This window comes from Hamadaea flava (assembly GCF_024172085.1).
Taxonomy (GTDB): domain Bacteria; phylum Actinomycetota; class Actinomycetes; order Mycobacteriales; family Micromonosporaceae; genus Hamadaea; species Hamadaea flava.
Window position 1 is genome coordinate 3850141 of record NZ_JAMZDZ010000001.1, and the last position, 14375, is coordinate 3864515.

Annotated in this window: 12 protein-coding genes; 2 read left to right on the top strand and 10 right to left on the bottom strand. The window is 69.2% G+C overall.

Translation table 11 applies throughout. The features are described from left to right. Positions 1 to 163 precede the first annotated feature (163 nt). On the top strand, positions 164 to 1012 hold the full coding sequence (locus HDA40_RS18010; RefSeq protein WP_253757356.1) for a 3-hydroxyacyl-CoA dehydrogenase family protein: 849 nt from the start codon (positions 164 to 166) through the stop codon (positions 1010 to 1012). Between the two features lie 155 nt (positions 1013 to 1167). On the opposite strand, the gene HDA40_RS18015 is transcribed toward HDA40_RS18010, so the two are convergent. From HDA40_RS18015 to murA, 10 genes are all read right to left on the bottom strand, one after another. Further along, entirely contained in the window at positions 1168 to 1929 is a 762-nt protein-coding gene (locus HDA40_RS18015; RefSeq protein ID WP_253757358.1) for an SDR family NAD(P)-dependent oxidoreductase, read from the bottom strand. After that, complete coding sequence (locus HDA40_RS18020; RefSeq protein WP_253757360.1) at positions 1922 to 2875, bottom strand: DUF4432 family protein; 954 nt, start codon at positions 2873 to 2875, stop codon at positions 1922 to 1924. Before HDA40_RS18020 ends, HDA40_RS18015 begins: the two co-directional genes overlap by 8 nt. Positions 2876 to 2891: 16 nt before the next feature. Then, the gene (locus HDA40_RS42160; protein ID WP_253757362.1) at positions 2892 to 4103 is read right to left on the bottom strand and encodes an enolase C-terminal domain-like protein; all 1212 of its coding nucleotides are present in this window, start codon (positions 4101 to 4103) and stop codon (positions 2892 to 2894) included. Further along, positions 4100 to 7204, bottom strand: a complete 3105-nt coding sequence (locus tag HDA40_RS18030; protein ID WP_253757364.1) for a glycoside hydrolase family 38 N-terminal domain-containing protein — start codon at positions 7202 to 7204, stop codon at positions 4100 to 4102. The genes HDA40_RS42160 and HDA40_RS18030 overlap by 4 nt, the downstream gene beginning before the upstream one ends. Before the next feature lie 102 nt (positions 7205 to 7306). After that, the gene (locus HDA40_RS18035) at positions 7307 to 8125 is read right to left on the bottom strand and encodes a carbohydrate ABC transporter permease (protein WP_253757366.1); all 819 of its coding nucleotides are present in this window, start codon (positions 8123 to 8125) and stop codon (positions 7307 to 7309) included. Then, on the bottom strand, positions 8122 to 9090 hold the full coding sequence (locus HDA40_RS18040) for a carbohydrate ABC transporter permease (protein ID WP_253757368.1): 969 nt from the start codon (positions 9088 to 9090) through the stop codon (positions 8122 to 8124). Before HDA40_RS18040 ends, HDA40_RS18035 begins: the two co-directional genes overlap by 4 nt. A 1-nt stretch (position 9091) precedes the next feature. Next, positions 9092 to 10351: an ABC transporter substrate-binding protein gene (locus HDA40_RS18045; protein WP_253757370.1), complete on the bottom strand. Its 1260-nt coding sequence runs from the start codon at positions 10349 to 10351 to the stop codon at positions 9092 to 9094. A 13-nt stretch (positions 10352 to 10364) separates the two neighbouring features. Further along, positions 10365 to 11138, bottom strand: a complete 774-nt coding sequence (locus HDA40_RS18050; protein WP_253757372.1) for a FadR/GntR family transcriptional regulator — start codon at positions 11136 to 11138, stop codon at positions 10365 to 10367. 28 nt (positions 11139 to 11166) lie between these two features. Continuing rightward, a complete protein-coding gene (locus HDA40_RS18055) occupies positions 11167 to 12261 on the bottom strand; it encodes a DUF5005 domain-containing protein (RefSeq protein WP_253757375.1) in 1095 nt (364 codons plus the stop codon). Positions 12262 to 12412: 151 nt separating this feature from the next. Then, complete coding sequence (gene murA / locus HDA40_RS18060) at positions 12413 to 13720, bottom strand: UDP-N-acetylglucosamine 1-carboxyvinyltransferase (RefSeq protein WP_253763674.1); 1308 nt, start codon at positions 13718 to 13720, stop codon at positions 12413 to 12415. Between the two features lie 64 nt (positions 13721 to 13784). Here murA and HDA40_RS18065 point away from each other — a divergent pair, with 64 nt between their 5' ends. Continuing rightward, positions 13785 to 14363, top strand: a complete 579-nt coding sequence (locus HDA40_RS18065) for a cob(I)yrinic acid a,c-diamide adenosyltransferase (protein WP_253757377.1) — start codon at positions 13785 to 13787, stop codon at positions 14361 to 14363. Positions 14364 to 14375: the final 12 nt, after the last annotated feature.

The following is a 14375-nucleotide window of genomic DNA, read 5'->3' on the forward strand; positions in this document are numbered from 1 at the left end:
CCGCATCAGATCGCGAGAACGGCTCTCATTAGCGGGTTTTGTCCGGTTCGCCCAGGGCACACGCCGCCCAGCCACCCCGCATTCCGAGGTACGCGGGCACCACCGTCACCCGCCGCCCGGCACCGGGCGGAAGCGCTGCTGAAGGCTCGTTAAGGTGAGGGTCATGACGAAGAAGCTGACGGTCATCGGCGCCGGGCTGATGGGCTCCGGTATCGCGCAGGTGGCAGCCCAGGCCGGCTGGGACGTGACCCTGCGAGACCTGGACACCGCCGCCACCACACGTGGCCTGGACACCATCAAGAAGTCCCTGGAGAAGTTCGCCGCCAAGGGCACGATCTCCACCGCCGACGCGGAGGCGGCGCTGGCCCGGATCACCCCGGTGACCGAGCTGGAGGCGGCGGCCGACGCCGACATCGTCGTGGAGGCCGTCTTCGAGTCGATCGAGGTCAAGCAGGAGGTGTTCCGGGCGCTCGACGGGATCTGCAAGGACACCACCGTGCTGGCGACCAACACGAGCGCCATCCCGATCACGCAGATCGCCGCGGTGACCTCGCGTCCCGAGTCCGTCGTCGGGACGCACTTCTTCTCCCCGGTCCCGATGATGAAACTCTGCGAACTCGTACGCGGCCTGAAGACCACCGACGAGACGCTGGCAGCTGCCCGGAGCTTCGCCGAAGAGGTCGGCAAGACCTGCATCGTGGTCAACCGGGACGTCGCCGGATTCGTCACCACCCGCCTCATCGCGGCGCTCGTAGTCGAGGCGGTCAAGCTCGTCGAGAACGGCGTCGTCTCCCCCGAGGACCTCGACATCGCCTGCAAGCTGGGCTTCGGCCACGCGATGGGCCCGCTGGCGACCACCGACCTGACCGGCGTCGACATCCTCGCCCACGCCGCCCGCAACATCTACACCGAGACGGCCGACCCGAAGTTCTTCCCGCCCGAGCTGTTGCAGCGCATGGTGGCCGCCGGGGACCTCGGCCGCAAGACCGGCAAGGGCTTCTACACCTACTAAGGGCTTCTACACCCACTAGTCGATCATTGGCTTACGGGCGTGATCAGGGCGGCGCGGACACGACACGCCGGTTGATCACGCCCGTTAGTTCATGATCACGCGGATGGTCACGCGGACAGACGCGCGGACAGACGCGCGGACGGACGCGCGGATGGTCACGCGGATAAGGAGGCGGGGTTGACGGTGAGGAGGCCGCCGTCCACCCGGTATTCGGAGCCGGTGACGAACGACGATCGCGGCCCAGCCAGGAACGCCACCACTTCGGCGACTTCGGCGGGTTGGGCGACACGGCCCAGCGGGTGCCGGGCGCCCCAGCCGTCGATCGTCTCTTCGACGGTGGACGTGCCTTTGTACAGGTCGGCTGCCCAGCGCAGCATCGGGGTGTCGACCGAGCCGGGGCAGACGACGTTCGCGCGTACGCCGTAGGGCGCGTAGTCCAGCGCGATCGATTTGATCAGTGCGTTGACGCCTGCTTTCGAGGTCGCGTACGCCGCGACGCGTTGCTGTGAGGCGAAGGCCTGTACGGATGAGACGGCGACGATCGCGCCGGCCCGCTTGCGCAGTTCGGGCAGAGCGGCTTGGCAGGCGTTGAACACTCCGGTCAGGTTGACCGCGAGCACCTCGTCCCACAGCTCGGCCGTGGTCTCCTCGACGGTTCCGTACCGCTGGATGCCCGCGCTCGTGACGAGGATGTCGACGCCGCCGAACCGGGACACCGCCAGCTCGACCAACGCCTGCATGTCGGCCGGCGACCGCACGTCCAGGTCACGGCCCACCACGGAGCCTGTGTCCACAGTGGCGCCGACGCCGCAGTAGACGACGGACGCACCTTCAGCGGACAGGTGCGAGACGACGGCCTCGCCGATCCCCATGGATCCCCCGGTCACGACTGCGGTCTTTCCCGCGAGTTCAGACATCAGCGCCTCCCGACGCGGCCAGCAGCTGGGCGGACCATCTCAGGTCCCGCTTGTCGAAGGGGGCCAACCGCAGCGCTGTGCCGTTGCGTACCGCCTCGGCCAGCCCGTCGGTCGGATAGCTGGAGAACGGTTCGAGCCCCAGCACGTAGGCGCGGCCCCACCAGGGATAGTCGGTCGTCGCGCCCAGTTCTTGCCACAGCCACAGGTACGGCAGCACCGCCGCGTCCCAGTCGACGCGCAGGCCGTGGCCGTCCGGCGCGGTGATCTCGTACCAGGAAGCGCCGTGCAGGTAGACGATGTCGCTCGGCCCGCCGCGCTCGGGGACGATGGACAGATCCGTCGTCCCTTCGGGAAACGCCGCTACGACCGGCCACGCGCCGCGGTCCGGACGAACCATCCGCCCCGCCGGATGGATCGCGGTCTCGTGCGGAATCACCGTCACGCCCTCGGGCAGGCGGATGCGGTGCCCCGGCGCGAGGAACGGCTCGCCGAACGTGATGTGCTGCCCCCACATCGTCTCCATCTCGACCGGCGCGAGGTTCTCCAGCTCCTCGGCGAACTCCAGCCCCGCGCCCCGCAAGCGGATCGTCTTGGTCAGCCGGAGCGGGAAACGCGCGGTCTCGACGGTGAAGATCACCCCCTCGTCAACCAACTGATACGCCCATGGCACGCCACTGACCTCACCGTGCTGGGACAGTGCCGCGCCCCGGTAGTGGCAGGGGGCGCCCCCGTTCGGGAGCACCTCCTGCCAACCCCCCGGATACGTGTCGAGGAAGGCGGCGACCGGGTCGGGCGCGCCGCCCGGCACGGCCGAGCGGCGTCCCATCGGCGACCGCCAGGCGAGGTCGATCCCGCGCGCCTTGTCGAGCAGCTCGACGAGGTCCGTCCCCTTGTCGGGCAGGAACGTCGCCCGCAGGTGCTCGTTCTCCAGCACGACGGTTCTCACGACTGCACCAGCGTTCTCACGACGGGTCGGCCCAGCGGTCGTTGGGGATCAGCGGGTACCAGTCGGGCCGCCCCGGATCGCGGTCGTACGGATACCCGCCCAGCTCTTTGTACAGCTCGGCGTACTCGGCGACCTTGGCGCGGTCCAGGGTCACGCCCAGCCCGGGGCCGTTCGGCACCGCGATGGTTCCGTCCTGGTAGGACATCAGACCGCCGGTGATGACGTCGTCGCGCAGGTGGTGATAGTGCGCGTCGGCGGCGTACGCCAGATTCGGCAGCACCGCGCCGAGATGCAGCATGGTCGCGAGCTGGATGCCCAGTTCGCCCGACGAGTGCACGGCCACCCCGAGCTGGAAGGTCTCGCACACCCCGGCCGCCTTGACGCAGGGCCGGATGCCGCCCCAGAACGTCGTGTCCAGCAGGATCACGTCGACTGCGGGGTCCCGGACGTTGGTGGCCAGCTGTTCGAGGTTGACCACGACCGTGTTCGTCGCCAGCGGGATGCCGAGGTCGCGCAACTGCCGCATCCCGTTGAGGCCCCAGGTCGGGTCCTCGAGGTAGTCGTTGGGCAGGTCGGCGATCGCCTGGCCGAAGCGCCGGGCCTGGCCGACGGAGAGCGCGGCGTTCGGGTCGTATCGGAGCCGGTCGCCGGGAACGGCGTCGGCCAGCGCCCGATAGCACTCCAGCTCGTAGTCGGGGTGGAACACCCCGCCCTTGAGTTTGTGCACGCTGAACCCGTACTGCCGCTTCAGCTCGGCCGCCTCGGCGGCCAACTGCTCCGGCGTACGCACCTCGCCCTCGCCGTCGTCGTTGGCGTACCGGAAGAAGAGATAGGAGGCGAACGGCACCTGGTCGCGCAGCTTCCCGCCGAGCAGGTCGTAGACCGGTACGCCCAAGTGCTGCCCGATCACGTCCAGGCAGGCGAACTCGATGGCGGCGTGCAGTTGGGTGCGGTTGTTGTAGAGGCTGGCCGTCGGGTTGGTGATGGCGAATCGCAGCGCCTCCAACTGGAACGGATCATGCCCCTTCAGGTACGCGTTCAGCCCACGGATGGCGGCTTCGGCGCTCTCCCCGCCGCCGCCCAGCTCGCCGAGGCCGATGAGCCCGGTGTCGGTCTCGACCTCGACGATGGTGCGGACGAACCGGCCCCAGTGGGCGCCGTTGGAATGCCGCAACGGCGCCTGGAGCGGCACCGTCACGGTGGTGGCCCGGATGTCGGCGATCCTCACAGCGCATCCTCCGTAGTGGCCGGTCCGACGGAGGTGGCCAGGTCGACGGAGAGGGCGACGAACGCGCCCGCCGGGACGGTCACCCGGATCGCCCCGTCCACCACCGGCGCTTCGACCTGATCGCGTTCGAGCGACGTGCCGAGGTAAGCCCGTTCGACGGCTTGCGGTAGGCGTACCAGTGTGGCGACGGAATCAGCCGAGACGGACCGCAGGTAGACCACGAGCGTGTGGCCGCGCAGCGAGCGGCCGAGCGACGACACGTGGAGATCGGGATGCTCGATCTCCACGAAGGACATCACGGCGGCGGTGCGGGCGTGGCCCGTGAGCGGCACGGCCAGGAACGGGTCGACGAGACCGGCGGCCGCGCGGACCCCGGCGTTCGAGTCGCTCGGGCCCGAGGTGATCGCGTAGCGGAAGGTCGTCTCGCCCTGCTGCTGCGCCGGGAAGTTGGTGTCCCAGATGTTGTTGAGCGCCCAGGAGTAGACGGTGCCGGGCTCCGCCGGATCGGGCCGGACGGTCGGCGGGAAGGGTGCGTAAGGCAGGTACAGCTCGCCGAACATGACGAGCGGCGCCTCCAGCGTGGCCCACCCGACGCTCAGCTCGCCGTCGTCGAACTCGACCCAGTGCCGGATCGGCTGCATGTGGTCGGCCGCGCCGGGGACGGTCGGCGCGGCCGGGCCGCCGAGGCCGCCGGTCAGTTCCCACGCCTTCGGCGCGCCTGTCGCGAACGGGTACGCGAAGAAGACGCTCTCCTTAGCCGGAGCGCCCCGTTTGTAGAGCGTGTTGGTGATGTCGACGCGCGGCACGCCCGCCGGGAGCGTGATCGTGGTACGCAGCCAGTCGATCCCGTCGCCGTCGAGCAGGATCTCCAGCGTCTCCCCCGCCGCGGTGCGTTCGGCGCGGCTGATCGACGGCCGGCGGCCCAGCGTACGCCCGGCCAGCAGCGCGTCGTGCTCGTGCGCCTCGATGTGCCCGCTGAGGTGGTTGATGTGCGGCGCGGTCGAGTACTTGTCGTAGACGTATTGGTTGAGCCCGGCGTACGCGTCCTTGTTGACCAGCTCGCGACCTGCTCGCTTGTCGAACACGCTGGCGATGACGCCCGCCTTGAGGTCGTACTCCACCCGGAAGTACTCGTTCTCGACGATCGAACCGATCTCGGCGACGGCGACCGGGCCGGAACCCGGGACGACATCGAACCGGACCGCCCCGAACGCCGGGACGTCGGACGCGGGGAAGATCAGGCGGCGGCCGTAGGGCCGGGTCGGCCATTCCTCGGGGCGTACCACCTCTTCGTGATGCGGGACGGCCTCGCCGGTCCGTCCATCCACAACGGACACCGCAACGTCGAGTGGGACGGTGCTGGCCGGGAGGAACGCCGTCGCGACATCGGTCCGCGCCGCCGGTCCGGGATTGTGGATGAGGAACCCGGCCTCGGCGCCCGCCGCGGTTCCGTAGCGCGCTCCGAGGCGACGAAGACCGGCGTGCCGCAGATCCTCCGCGTCGTCCGCCCCCGAGTACGCCAGCTCGCACTTGCGCGCCCACTGGAGTCCACCGGAGTCGAACCCGTCCTCGTGGTCGTGCCACGGATTGGCCGCACCCCAGGTGTGCTCGTCGAACAGGCCGAGCTTGTCGTAGACCGCGTCCACCGCCGGGCCGGCGTCTGCGCCGGCACCGGTGTCGGCCGGGTCAGCCCAGCCTGCCAGTGTGTGCAGGGTTTCCGCGTGGCGGACGGCGTGCTGGGCGCGGCGGGCGTACCCGAGCGGGCGGGCGCCCGAGCCGAGCCCGTCGGCCCACCAGTCGGTCCAGTCCCCGGTGTGCTCCGGTACGCGATCGCCGAACGACTCCTCGGCGGCGGCGAAGAACTCCGTGTTCGTGGCCATCCGCAGCCGGGGGTACTCGTAGACGGCGTTCCACTCGCGGATGATCGACGGCGGCAGGATCGACGGCCCGGCGTTGTCGGCGTTGCCGCCCTGCACCCGCAGATGCAGCAGGTCATGCGGGTACGGCTGACGCGTGATCTGCGCCTCCGGCAGCCCCGACCAGCCGAACGCCTCGGGACCGTACGGGAACGGCCGCCCGGCCAACGCGTCCAGGTAGCCGGGCAGCAGGTCGACGGCGGCGGGGAAGCTCTCGGCCAGCCCGACGACGTTGCCCTCCATGTACGCCATCCCGTGCGGGGTGTCGGTGAACCACACGAGTACCCGGTTCCCGGCGGGCGACCGCCACCAGAACGGGCGGCCCAGCTCCTGCCCGCCGCGCAGGAAGGGCACCGACCGCCCGGCCCAGTTGTGCGCGGCGCTCAGGTAGCGGACCCCCGAGGCGGCCAGCGCGTCCACGAACCCGACGACCGCGCCCGGCACGTCCGTGTGCATGGCGGAGGTGATCGGGATGCCGTGCTCCTCCCGCAACGCGTCGGTGAAACGCAGCAACCGGTGCAGTTCCTCGGTCGAGCAGGCCTCGGTGTGCAGCTGGAACGGCATCGCGGTCACCTCGACACGACCCGTCCGCGCGAGATCGACGAATCTGTCCACTGCCGACTTGGCGCGCGCTTGGAGCCAGCGGCGTACCGGGAGCGCGGACTCCACGGTCCATCGGAACCGCGCGTCGTCCGGCCAGTCGTCGGTCTGACCGGCCAGCTCGACCGCCTCGTCGAGATACTCCAGGTGGTTGCGCAGCACCACGCCCTGCCGATCGGTGTACCCGATGTCCAGGTGCGAGTGATGCACGACGTAGACCGTCCACTTGCGCTGCGCGGTCACGGTCACGCTCGTCTCGCCCAGGTCCTTTTCCTGGAGCTGGTACGCCGTGGGCCGGTCCACCTCGGGCACCCAGAAGTCGTGGCTGGCTCCGTCGGCGATGCGCTCGGTCCGCGCCGCCATCGTCGCGGTCACCGACGCGCCCCGCGCCGCCACTCGGACGGCTTGGACCAGGCCGTCGGGAGTCTTCTTGAACAGCGGCAGCGGCTGGGCGTACACCTCGACGCCCCGCCCATCGACGCCCCGTCCGGAGAGGACGGGCCGGGTGTGGGTGGCGCGGAGGGTGGCCCGCATGTCGTCGTAGGTCGGCGAACCGAGGCTCGCGCGCAACAGTCGCGTGGTCATGCTTGCCTTTCTCTCTTGTCCCGCCTCCCTCGTTGATCATGGAATTGACCGTGGTCTCGACGGTGTGTCGGGACCGGAAACTCCATGATCAACGGGGAGGCGTCAGTACTGGCCGAGCGCCAAGCCGCGGGCGAACAGCCGCTGGGTCAGCAGGAACAGCAGGATCGTGGGGAGCGAGATGAACAGGCCGGCGGCGAGCACCACCGGGATGGACTTGCCGCCGTACGCGCTCGACAGCGAGCTGACCGCGGTCATGATCGGCCGGACCGATTCGCTCTGCGACAGGGTGAGGCCGAAGAGCAGGTCGTTCCAGATGAAGGTGAACTCGAGGATGAAGACCGCCCCGAGCGCGGGCAGCGCCATCGGCAGGTAGATCCGCCAGAAGATGCGCCAGCTGGACGCCCCGTCCGTCCGCGCCGCCTCATAGATCGTGTACGCGATCCCCGTGAAGAAGTTGCGCAGCACGAACGCCGCCAGCGGTACGCACACCGCCGTGTAGATGAGGATCAGCCCGGATCGGGTGTCGTAGAGCAGATTGGTGCTGTAGCCGAGGAACAGCGGGATGACCAGCATCTGGGTCGGGAAGATCGTCCCGCCGAAGATGAGCATGAACCACCAGAACCCGGCTCGCAGCCGCAGGACGACGATGGCGTACCCGGCGAGGGCTCCGATCAGCACCCCGGCGGCGGGCGAGACGATCGCGTAGAGAGCGGTGCTCCCGATGCTCTCGCCGAGCTGCGCCGCCTCCCAGGCGATCTTGACGTTCTCGACGAAGCCGAACCCGGACGGCGTCCAGATCTTGTCCGCGTCGTACTCCGTGGCCGGTCGAGTGGCGTTGACGAGCAGCAGGTACGTCGGCAGCAGCCAGATCAGGCCGAGCACCACGAGCACTGCTCTCCGCAGAAAGCCGCTCACGCTCATGCGAGACCCTCCTTCGACGTGGACATCTGGCGGCGGAGGTAGACGAACGACACCAGGCCGGTGACGAGGCTGAGCGCGAAGGCGACCGCCGCGCCGTAGCCGTACTCGGCCGAGACGAAGGCGTCGCGATACATGGTCACGGCCAAGGTCTCGGAGTTGCGGCCCGGACCGCCCTGCGTGGTGACCCAGACGATGTCGAACGTCTTCAGACTCGCCACCAGCGACAGCCCGACCACGACCGTGGTCAGGGGCGCGAGCAGCGGCCAGGTGATGCTGCGGAACAGCCGCCAGCCGGACGCCCCGTCCAGCCGGGCCGCCTCCTGCGGCTCCTTCGGGATCGACTGCAGACCGACCAGGAACAGCAGCGCGTTCACCCCGGCCTGTTGCCAGGTCAGCGCGACGATCATGGCGATGGTGTTGGCCGGTTCCTCGACCAGGAACCGGGTGTCCGCCCCCGGCAGCCCGAGCGCGCCGAGGAAGTCGTTGGCCGCGCCGCCGGTCTGGAGGATGAAGCCCCAGATCACCGCCAATCCCGCGCCCGACAAGGCGTACGGGAGGAGGAAGGGCAGCCGGAACCAGGTGCCGCCCTTGATCCCGTAGGACAGGACCGCGATGAGCAGACCGAGCGCGACCGGCAGGACGGTCGCCCCGACCGCCCACATCAGGGTGTTGCGGACCGAGGTGGTCAGCGCCGGATCGTCGAGGAACCGGCGGAAGTTGTCCAGGCCCACGAACGACGCCGGGGTCAACCCGTCGTAGTCGGTGAAGCCCAGATAGACCGTGTAAAGGAAGGGCAGGTAGAGCAGACCGGCGACGATGAGCACGGCCGGCGACACGAAGCCGTAGCCGCCGAGGCGGCCGGTCCTGCTGGACCGGCGGCCGCTCGATCCGACGGAGGTCACCCGAACGTCGGCGTGGACCGGGGCATCGGCTACCTGGCCGCCCCGGCGGCTACGGATCGTCATCTCACTTACCGGCCTTCGCCCAGTAGTCGTCGGCCGCCTTCTGGAGCGTGGCCAGCTGCTTCTGGTAGTCCGCGGGCTTGACCGTGAACGCCCCGAAGGCGTCCAGCGCGGCGGTCAGCACCGGAGCCGGCACCAGTTCGAAGAACCGGCTGGCCAGGGCGACGTCCGAACCGCCCGCCGATTGGTTGATCGCGTTCAGCGCGGGATCCGGGATGGTGACCTTGGGGTTGGCCGACACGTCGCCGCGCGAGGTCGCCCACTTCTCCTGAGCCGCCGGCTCCAGCCACCACTGCGCGAACTTCAGGCTCGCCGCCTTGTCCGGAGCCTTGTCCAGCACGCAGAGCGGGCCGCTCTCGAACAGCAGCGTGTTCTTCGTGTTGGCCGGGTTCAGGTTCGGGATGGTGAACATGCCGTAATCGGTTCCGGGCTTGAGCCCGACCTGGGTCATGCTCGTGTTGAACCAGGTCCCGAACGGTGCCATCGCGACCTTGCCCGACTTCAGCAGCTCCTGCGGCTCCGTCTTGTCGCCCGGGTCCGACATGTACCCGGAGTCGATCAGCGACTTCCACTGCTCCATGACCTTGACGACGCCCGGGTCGGTGAACTTCGCCTTGCCGGTGCCGAGGTCGTTGTAGAGCTGCGGGTCCTGCCCGATCAGCAGCTGCTGGAACCAGACGAAGCTGAACAGCTGCGAGGTCCCGTAGAACGGGGTGACCCCCTTGGCCTTGAGCTTGACCGCCGCGTCCATCATGTCGGCCCAGGTCTTGGGCGGCTGCAGACCGGCGTCGTCGAAGACCTTCTTGTTGTAGAACATCACCCAGTACGCGACGTTCAACGGTACGCAGTACTGCTTGCCGTCGAAGGTGTAGTACTGCTTCAGCGACTCGGGCAGGTAGCCCTTGCCGACGGCATCGCTCCAGAGCGACGAGGTGTCGGCGACCTGGCCCGCCTTGACGATCTCCGCAAGCTGCGCGCCGGTGTGCCAGGTGAACAGGTCCGGCTTGACGTTGGTGCGGAAGGACGCCTTGATGAACGCGTCGTAGGTGTTCGCGTCGGTGTATCCGACCGGCTCCATCCCCAGCCCGATCTGCTGCTGGGACAGGGTGCCGATCTCCTTGAAGTAGGGCGACCAGGCGCCCTTGTCGTTGTAGAGCTTCAGCTGGGTCTTGCCTTCGGTCTTGGTGTCGCCGCCGGAACCGCAGGCCGACAAGGCCAGGGCCGCGGTGACGACGACCGCCGTGAGCAGTCGCGTACGCCGCACGGTTATCGCCTTTCTAAGGGGACGGTTCGCTCTCCCGCCGGGCATGCTTGGCTGTAACGTCGGCGCGCTCTGTGGGGACGACTTCGTCGTCTCCTCGAGCCAGCGCTACCACCGTCTTCACGTCGTCGAGATGACGGCGCATGAGATCACCGGCGAGCTGCGTGTCGCCGGCCTCGATGGCCGCCAGGACGGCGCAGTGCTCGTCGTAGTCGCGTACCCGGTCGTCGAAGAGCTGGAGGATCTCGCGTTGTTCGCCGGCATGGACGAACAGGAGGGAGTCGACGACCTCGCGCAGCACACCGTGACCGCTGGCGGCGGCCACCGCCCGGTGGAAGGCCATGTTGGCCTCGTGCAACGCTGCGTCGTCGCCGGGCGCGCCGGCCAGGTGACGTTGCGCCGTGGCGAGCAGCTCACGCAGATCGGCCAGGCGTTGGGGGTCGCGGCGGGCGGCCGCGAGTCCGGCGAGATAGGGCTCCATCAACGCCCGCGCGTCGAGCAGTTGGATCAACTGCTCGCCACGAGGCTCCGGGACGTTCGGGTTCGGCAGGACGAGGCGGTCGACCGCCTCGCTGACGTAGACGCCGGAGCCGTGCCTGATCTCGATCGCCCCGGTGGTCTGCAGGCGGCGCAGGGACTCCCGCACCGTCGGCATCGCCACCGCGAACCGTTCGGCGAGCGCCCGCGTCGAGGGCAGCCGGTTGCCCGGCTGGAGTCCCTGGTCGCGGATCAGCTCCATGATCCGTTCGGTCAGCGAGTCGGACAGGCTCTGGCGTACCAGCTCCCCCATCTCGGTCTCCTTCGTAGCTCGGTCCGCCCTAGGGCGCGAGCTGGACTTCGACGAACCGTGGTCGGTACTTGGTCACGTCTTCCAGCACATCGGTGAAGGTCAGGCTGTTGACGTTATAGGTGATGACCACTTTGTCGTCACGCCGGAGTTCGGGATGCTCGTGCGCGTTGTAGGTGATCACGTCCGGATCGCCGTAACTGCCGAACAGACCGCTCTCCGGCATCGTGTGGAGCAGCCGGCGGTCGCCGAAGGGACCGGTCGGCGTCGGGGCGGTGTAGCCCACGATCTCGTTGCTGAACAAGGTGTTCGTGTCCTGCGTGACCAGCAGCCACCGGTCCCGCCAGGGGGTCACGCTGTACTCGTTTCCGACGCCGGCCATGACGCGCGCCGAGTCCTGTTCGGAGGTCGACCACCCGTCGCCGGTGAAGTACTGCCACGGCCGCCGCAGGTCGTCGCCGGCGACCCGGGCGACGTGCATGTGCTTCGTCAGGCCGAGGTCTTCGACGCCGTGCACATAGGTGTGTCCGCCGATGCGCTGCAACCAGCTCGCCCACTGCACGTTCGCACCGGACGGCATCGGATGGAGACTCTTGACGGTCAGCGTCGCGACGTCGAACCGGGCGAGGACGTTCTCCTTCCAGGCCCAGTCCCACATCCCCGGTCCGAACCGCTCGAACCGCAGGAACATCACGTTGAGCGCGCCCGCGCCCAGGTACGCCCCGCCGAGCCAGTACCAGGAGTCGGCCTGGTCCGGCGACAGGATCGCGGCCGGTTCGGCCGCCGTTCCCCCGTGGATCGTGGTCATCGTGCGGCCACGCTGCACGACGAAGGTGTTGTTGACGATCGGGCTGTCCGCCGGCCGGGATCCGTCGGGGTCGACGGTGCCGAGGAACGTGTCGGAGAAGAGCCAGAGCTGACGGTCGCCGGGGAGCCGGACCGAATAGGTCGAGTCCGCTCCGGTCCAGCCGCGCCCGCTGTTCCCGTATGCCGTGAACGCCTCGGTGAGCCGCTCGGCTGTGCTGGTGGCGCCGGTCGCGTTTGCCTGCCCGGGGATCGCCAACGCGGCGACCGGGGCGGCGGCCAGCCCGGCGAGCAGAGTACGCCGGGCGACGGGGTGGTCCATGTGCCGCACCTCCACGTTGAGGGGGTCAAGTGACTAAGTGATCAGATCACTTGTTCACTGCGGCGACAAGAGCCCGCAACAGAGCCGTTATAGAAAGAGCGGCGCCGTTGCCGGCGCCGCTCAGTATTCGCAGGTGATCGCAGGGATGTCGCTATTCGAAGGTGTACTCCGGGTCGGGCAGCGCCTCCAGCCGCTCCGCCGTCACTCCGAGCGCACGCAGGTCGGCGACGAAATCCGGGTAGCCCCGGTCGATGTGATGCGCGTGGCGTACCGTCGTGGGCCCGTCGGTGCAGAGGCCCGCGATGGCCAGGCCCGCACCCGCGCGGATGTCGGTCGCGCGGACCTCGGCCGAGGAGAGCAGCGGCCGCCCGCGGACCACGGCGTGGTGGCCGTCGGTCTTGATCTCCGCGCCGAGCCGGACCATCTCCTGGACGAACATGAAGCGCCCGTCGAAGATGTTCTCCGTGATCATCGAGACGCCGTCGGAGACGACGGCGAGCCCGATGGCCATCGGGAGCAGGTCGGTCGCGAAGCCGGGGTACGGCAGTGTGACCACATCGACCGCACGCGGTCGCTGATCCATCTGTACGCGCAGCGCGTCGGGCCGCGTCTCGATGAGCCCGCCGGCCTGGGCGATCTTGTCGAGCGCGATGTCCAGGAAGTGCGGGTCGATGCCGGTGACGGTGACGTCCCCCTGAGTCATCGCCGCGCCGAACGCCCAGGTGCCGGCCACGATGCGGTCGCCGACGGTGGCGTGCCGGACCGGCTGAAGCGCGTCGACGCCCTCGATGGTGAGTTTGGACGTGCCCGCGCCGTCGATGCGCGCGCCCATCTCGGTGAGCATGCGGCAGATGTCGACGATCTCCGGCTCCCGGGCGGCGTTGTCGATCTCCGTGACGCCCTTGGCCAGCACCGCCGCCATCAGGAGGTTCTCGGTCGCGCCGACGCTCGGGAAGTCGAGCCAGATCTCCGCACCGCGCAGGCCGAAGGGTGCCTCGGCCAGCACGAAGCCGTGCTCGCTGCCGATCTCGGCGCCCATCCGGGCCAGCCCGCCGACGTGCATGTCCAGCCCGCGCGAGCCGATCGCGTCGCCGCCCGGATGCGCCACCCGCGCCTTGCCGGTGCGGGCCAGCAGGGGCCCGAGGACGCAGATCGACGCCCGGAGCCGCCGGACGAGGTCGTAGTCGGCCTCGTGGTGCAACGTGGCGGGTACGCCGATCTCGACCGTGCCGCTGCCGTCCAGGGCGGTGTCGAACCGCACGTCGGCCCCGAGCCGCCGGAGCACCTCGCCCATCAGGGCGATGTCGGTGATCCGGGGAACGTTGGTGACGGCGCTGCCGCCCTCCGCGAGGAGTGCGGCGGCCATGAGTTTGAGGGCCGAGTTCTTCGCGCCTACGACGCCGACCGTGCCGTTCAGGCGGGCCGGGCCGGCCACTCTGATCACGTCCACATCCGCCATCGTAGGCAGAGTGCCGCCGTTACCCCAGCCGTCGTCGGCAGGCCGCGTGAGTACGCTGCTGTGCATGGCCGTTCACCTCACCCGCATCTACACCAAGACCGGCGACGCCGGAACCACCGCGCTCGGCAATGGCGAGCGGGTGGCGAAGACCGACCCACGGATCGGCGCGTACGCCGATGTGGATGAGTGCAACGCCGCACTGGGCGTGGCGCTTGCTCTGGGCGAACTGCCTGACGACGTTCGCGCCGTGCTCACCTTAGTCCAGAACGATCTGTTCGATGTGGGCGCAGACCTGTGCAACCCGATCACCCCCGATCCGAAATACCCACCGCTTCGCGTCACCGCCGACTACGTCACCCGCCTGGAAGGCTGGTGCGACGAGTTCAACGCGCGGCTGGCGAAACTGGATTCGTTCGTCCTGCCGGGTGGTACCCCGGGCGCGTCGTTCTTGCACGTCGCGCGCACGGTCGCTCGCCGTGCGGAGCGGTCGACGTTCGCCCTGCTGGAAGCGGATTCGGAGCGGACCTCCACGCTCCCGGCCCAGTATCTCAACCGGCTCTCCGATCTGTTGTTCATCCTGTCCCGGGTGGCGAACTCGGACGGCACTGGCGATGTGAAGTGGGTCCCGGGCGGGTCCCGCTGATCGGCCGCCCTC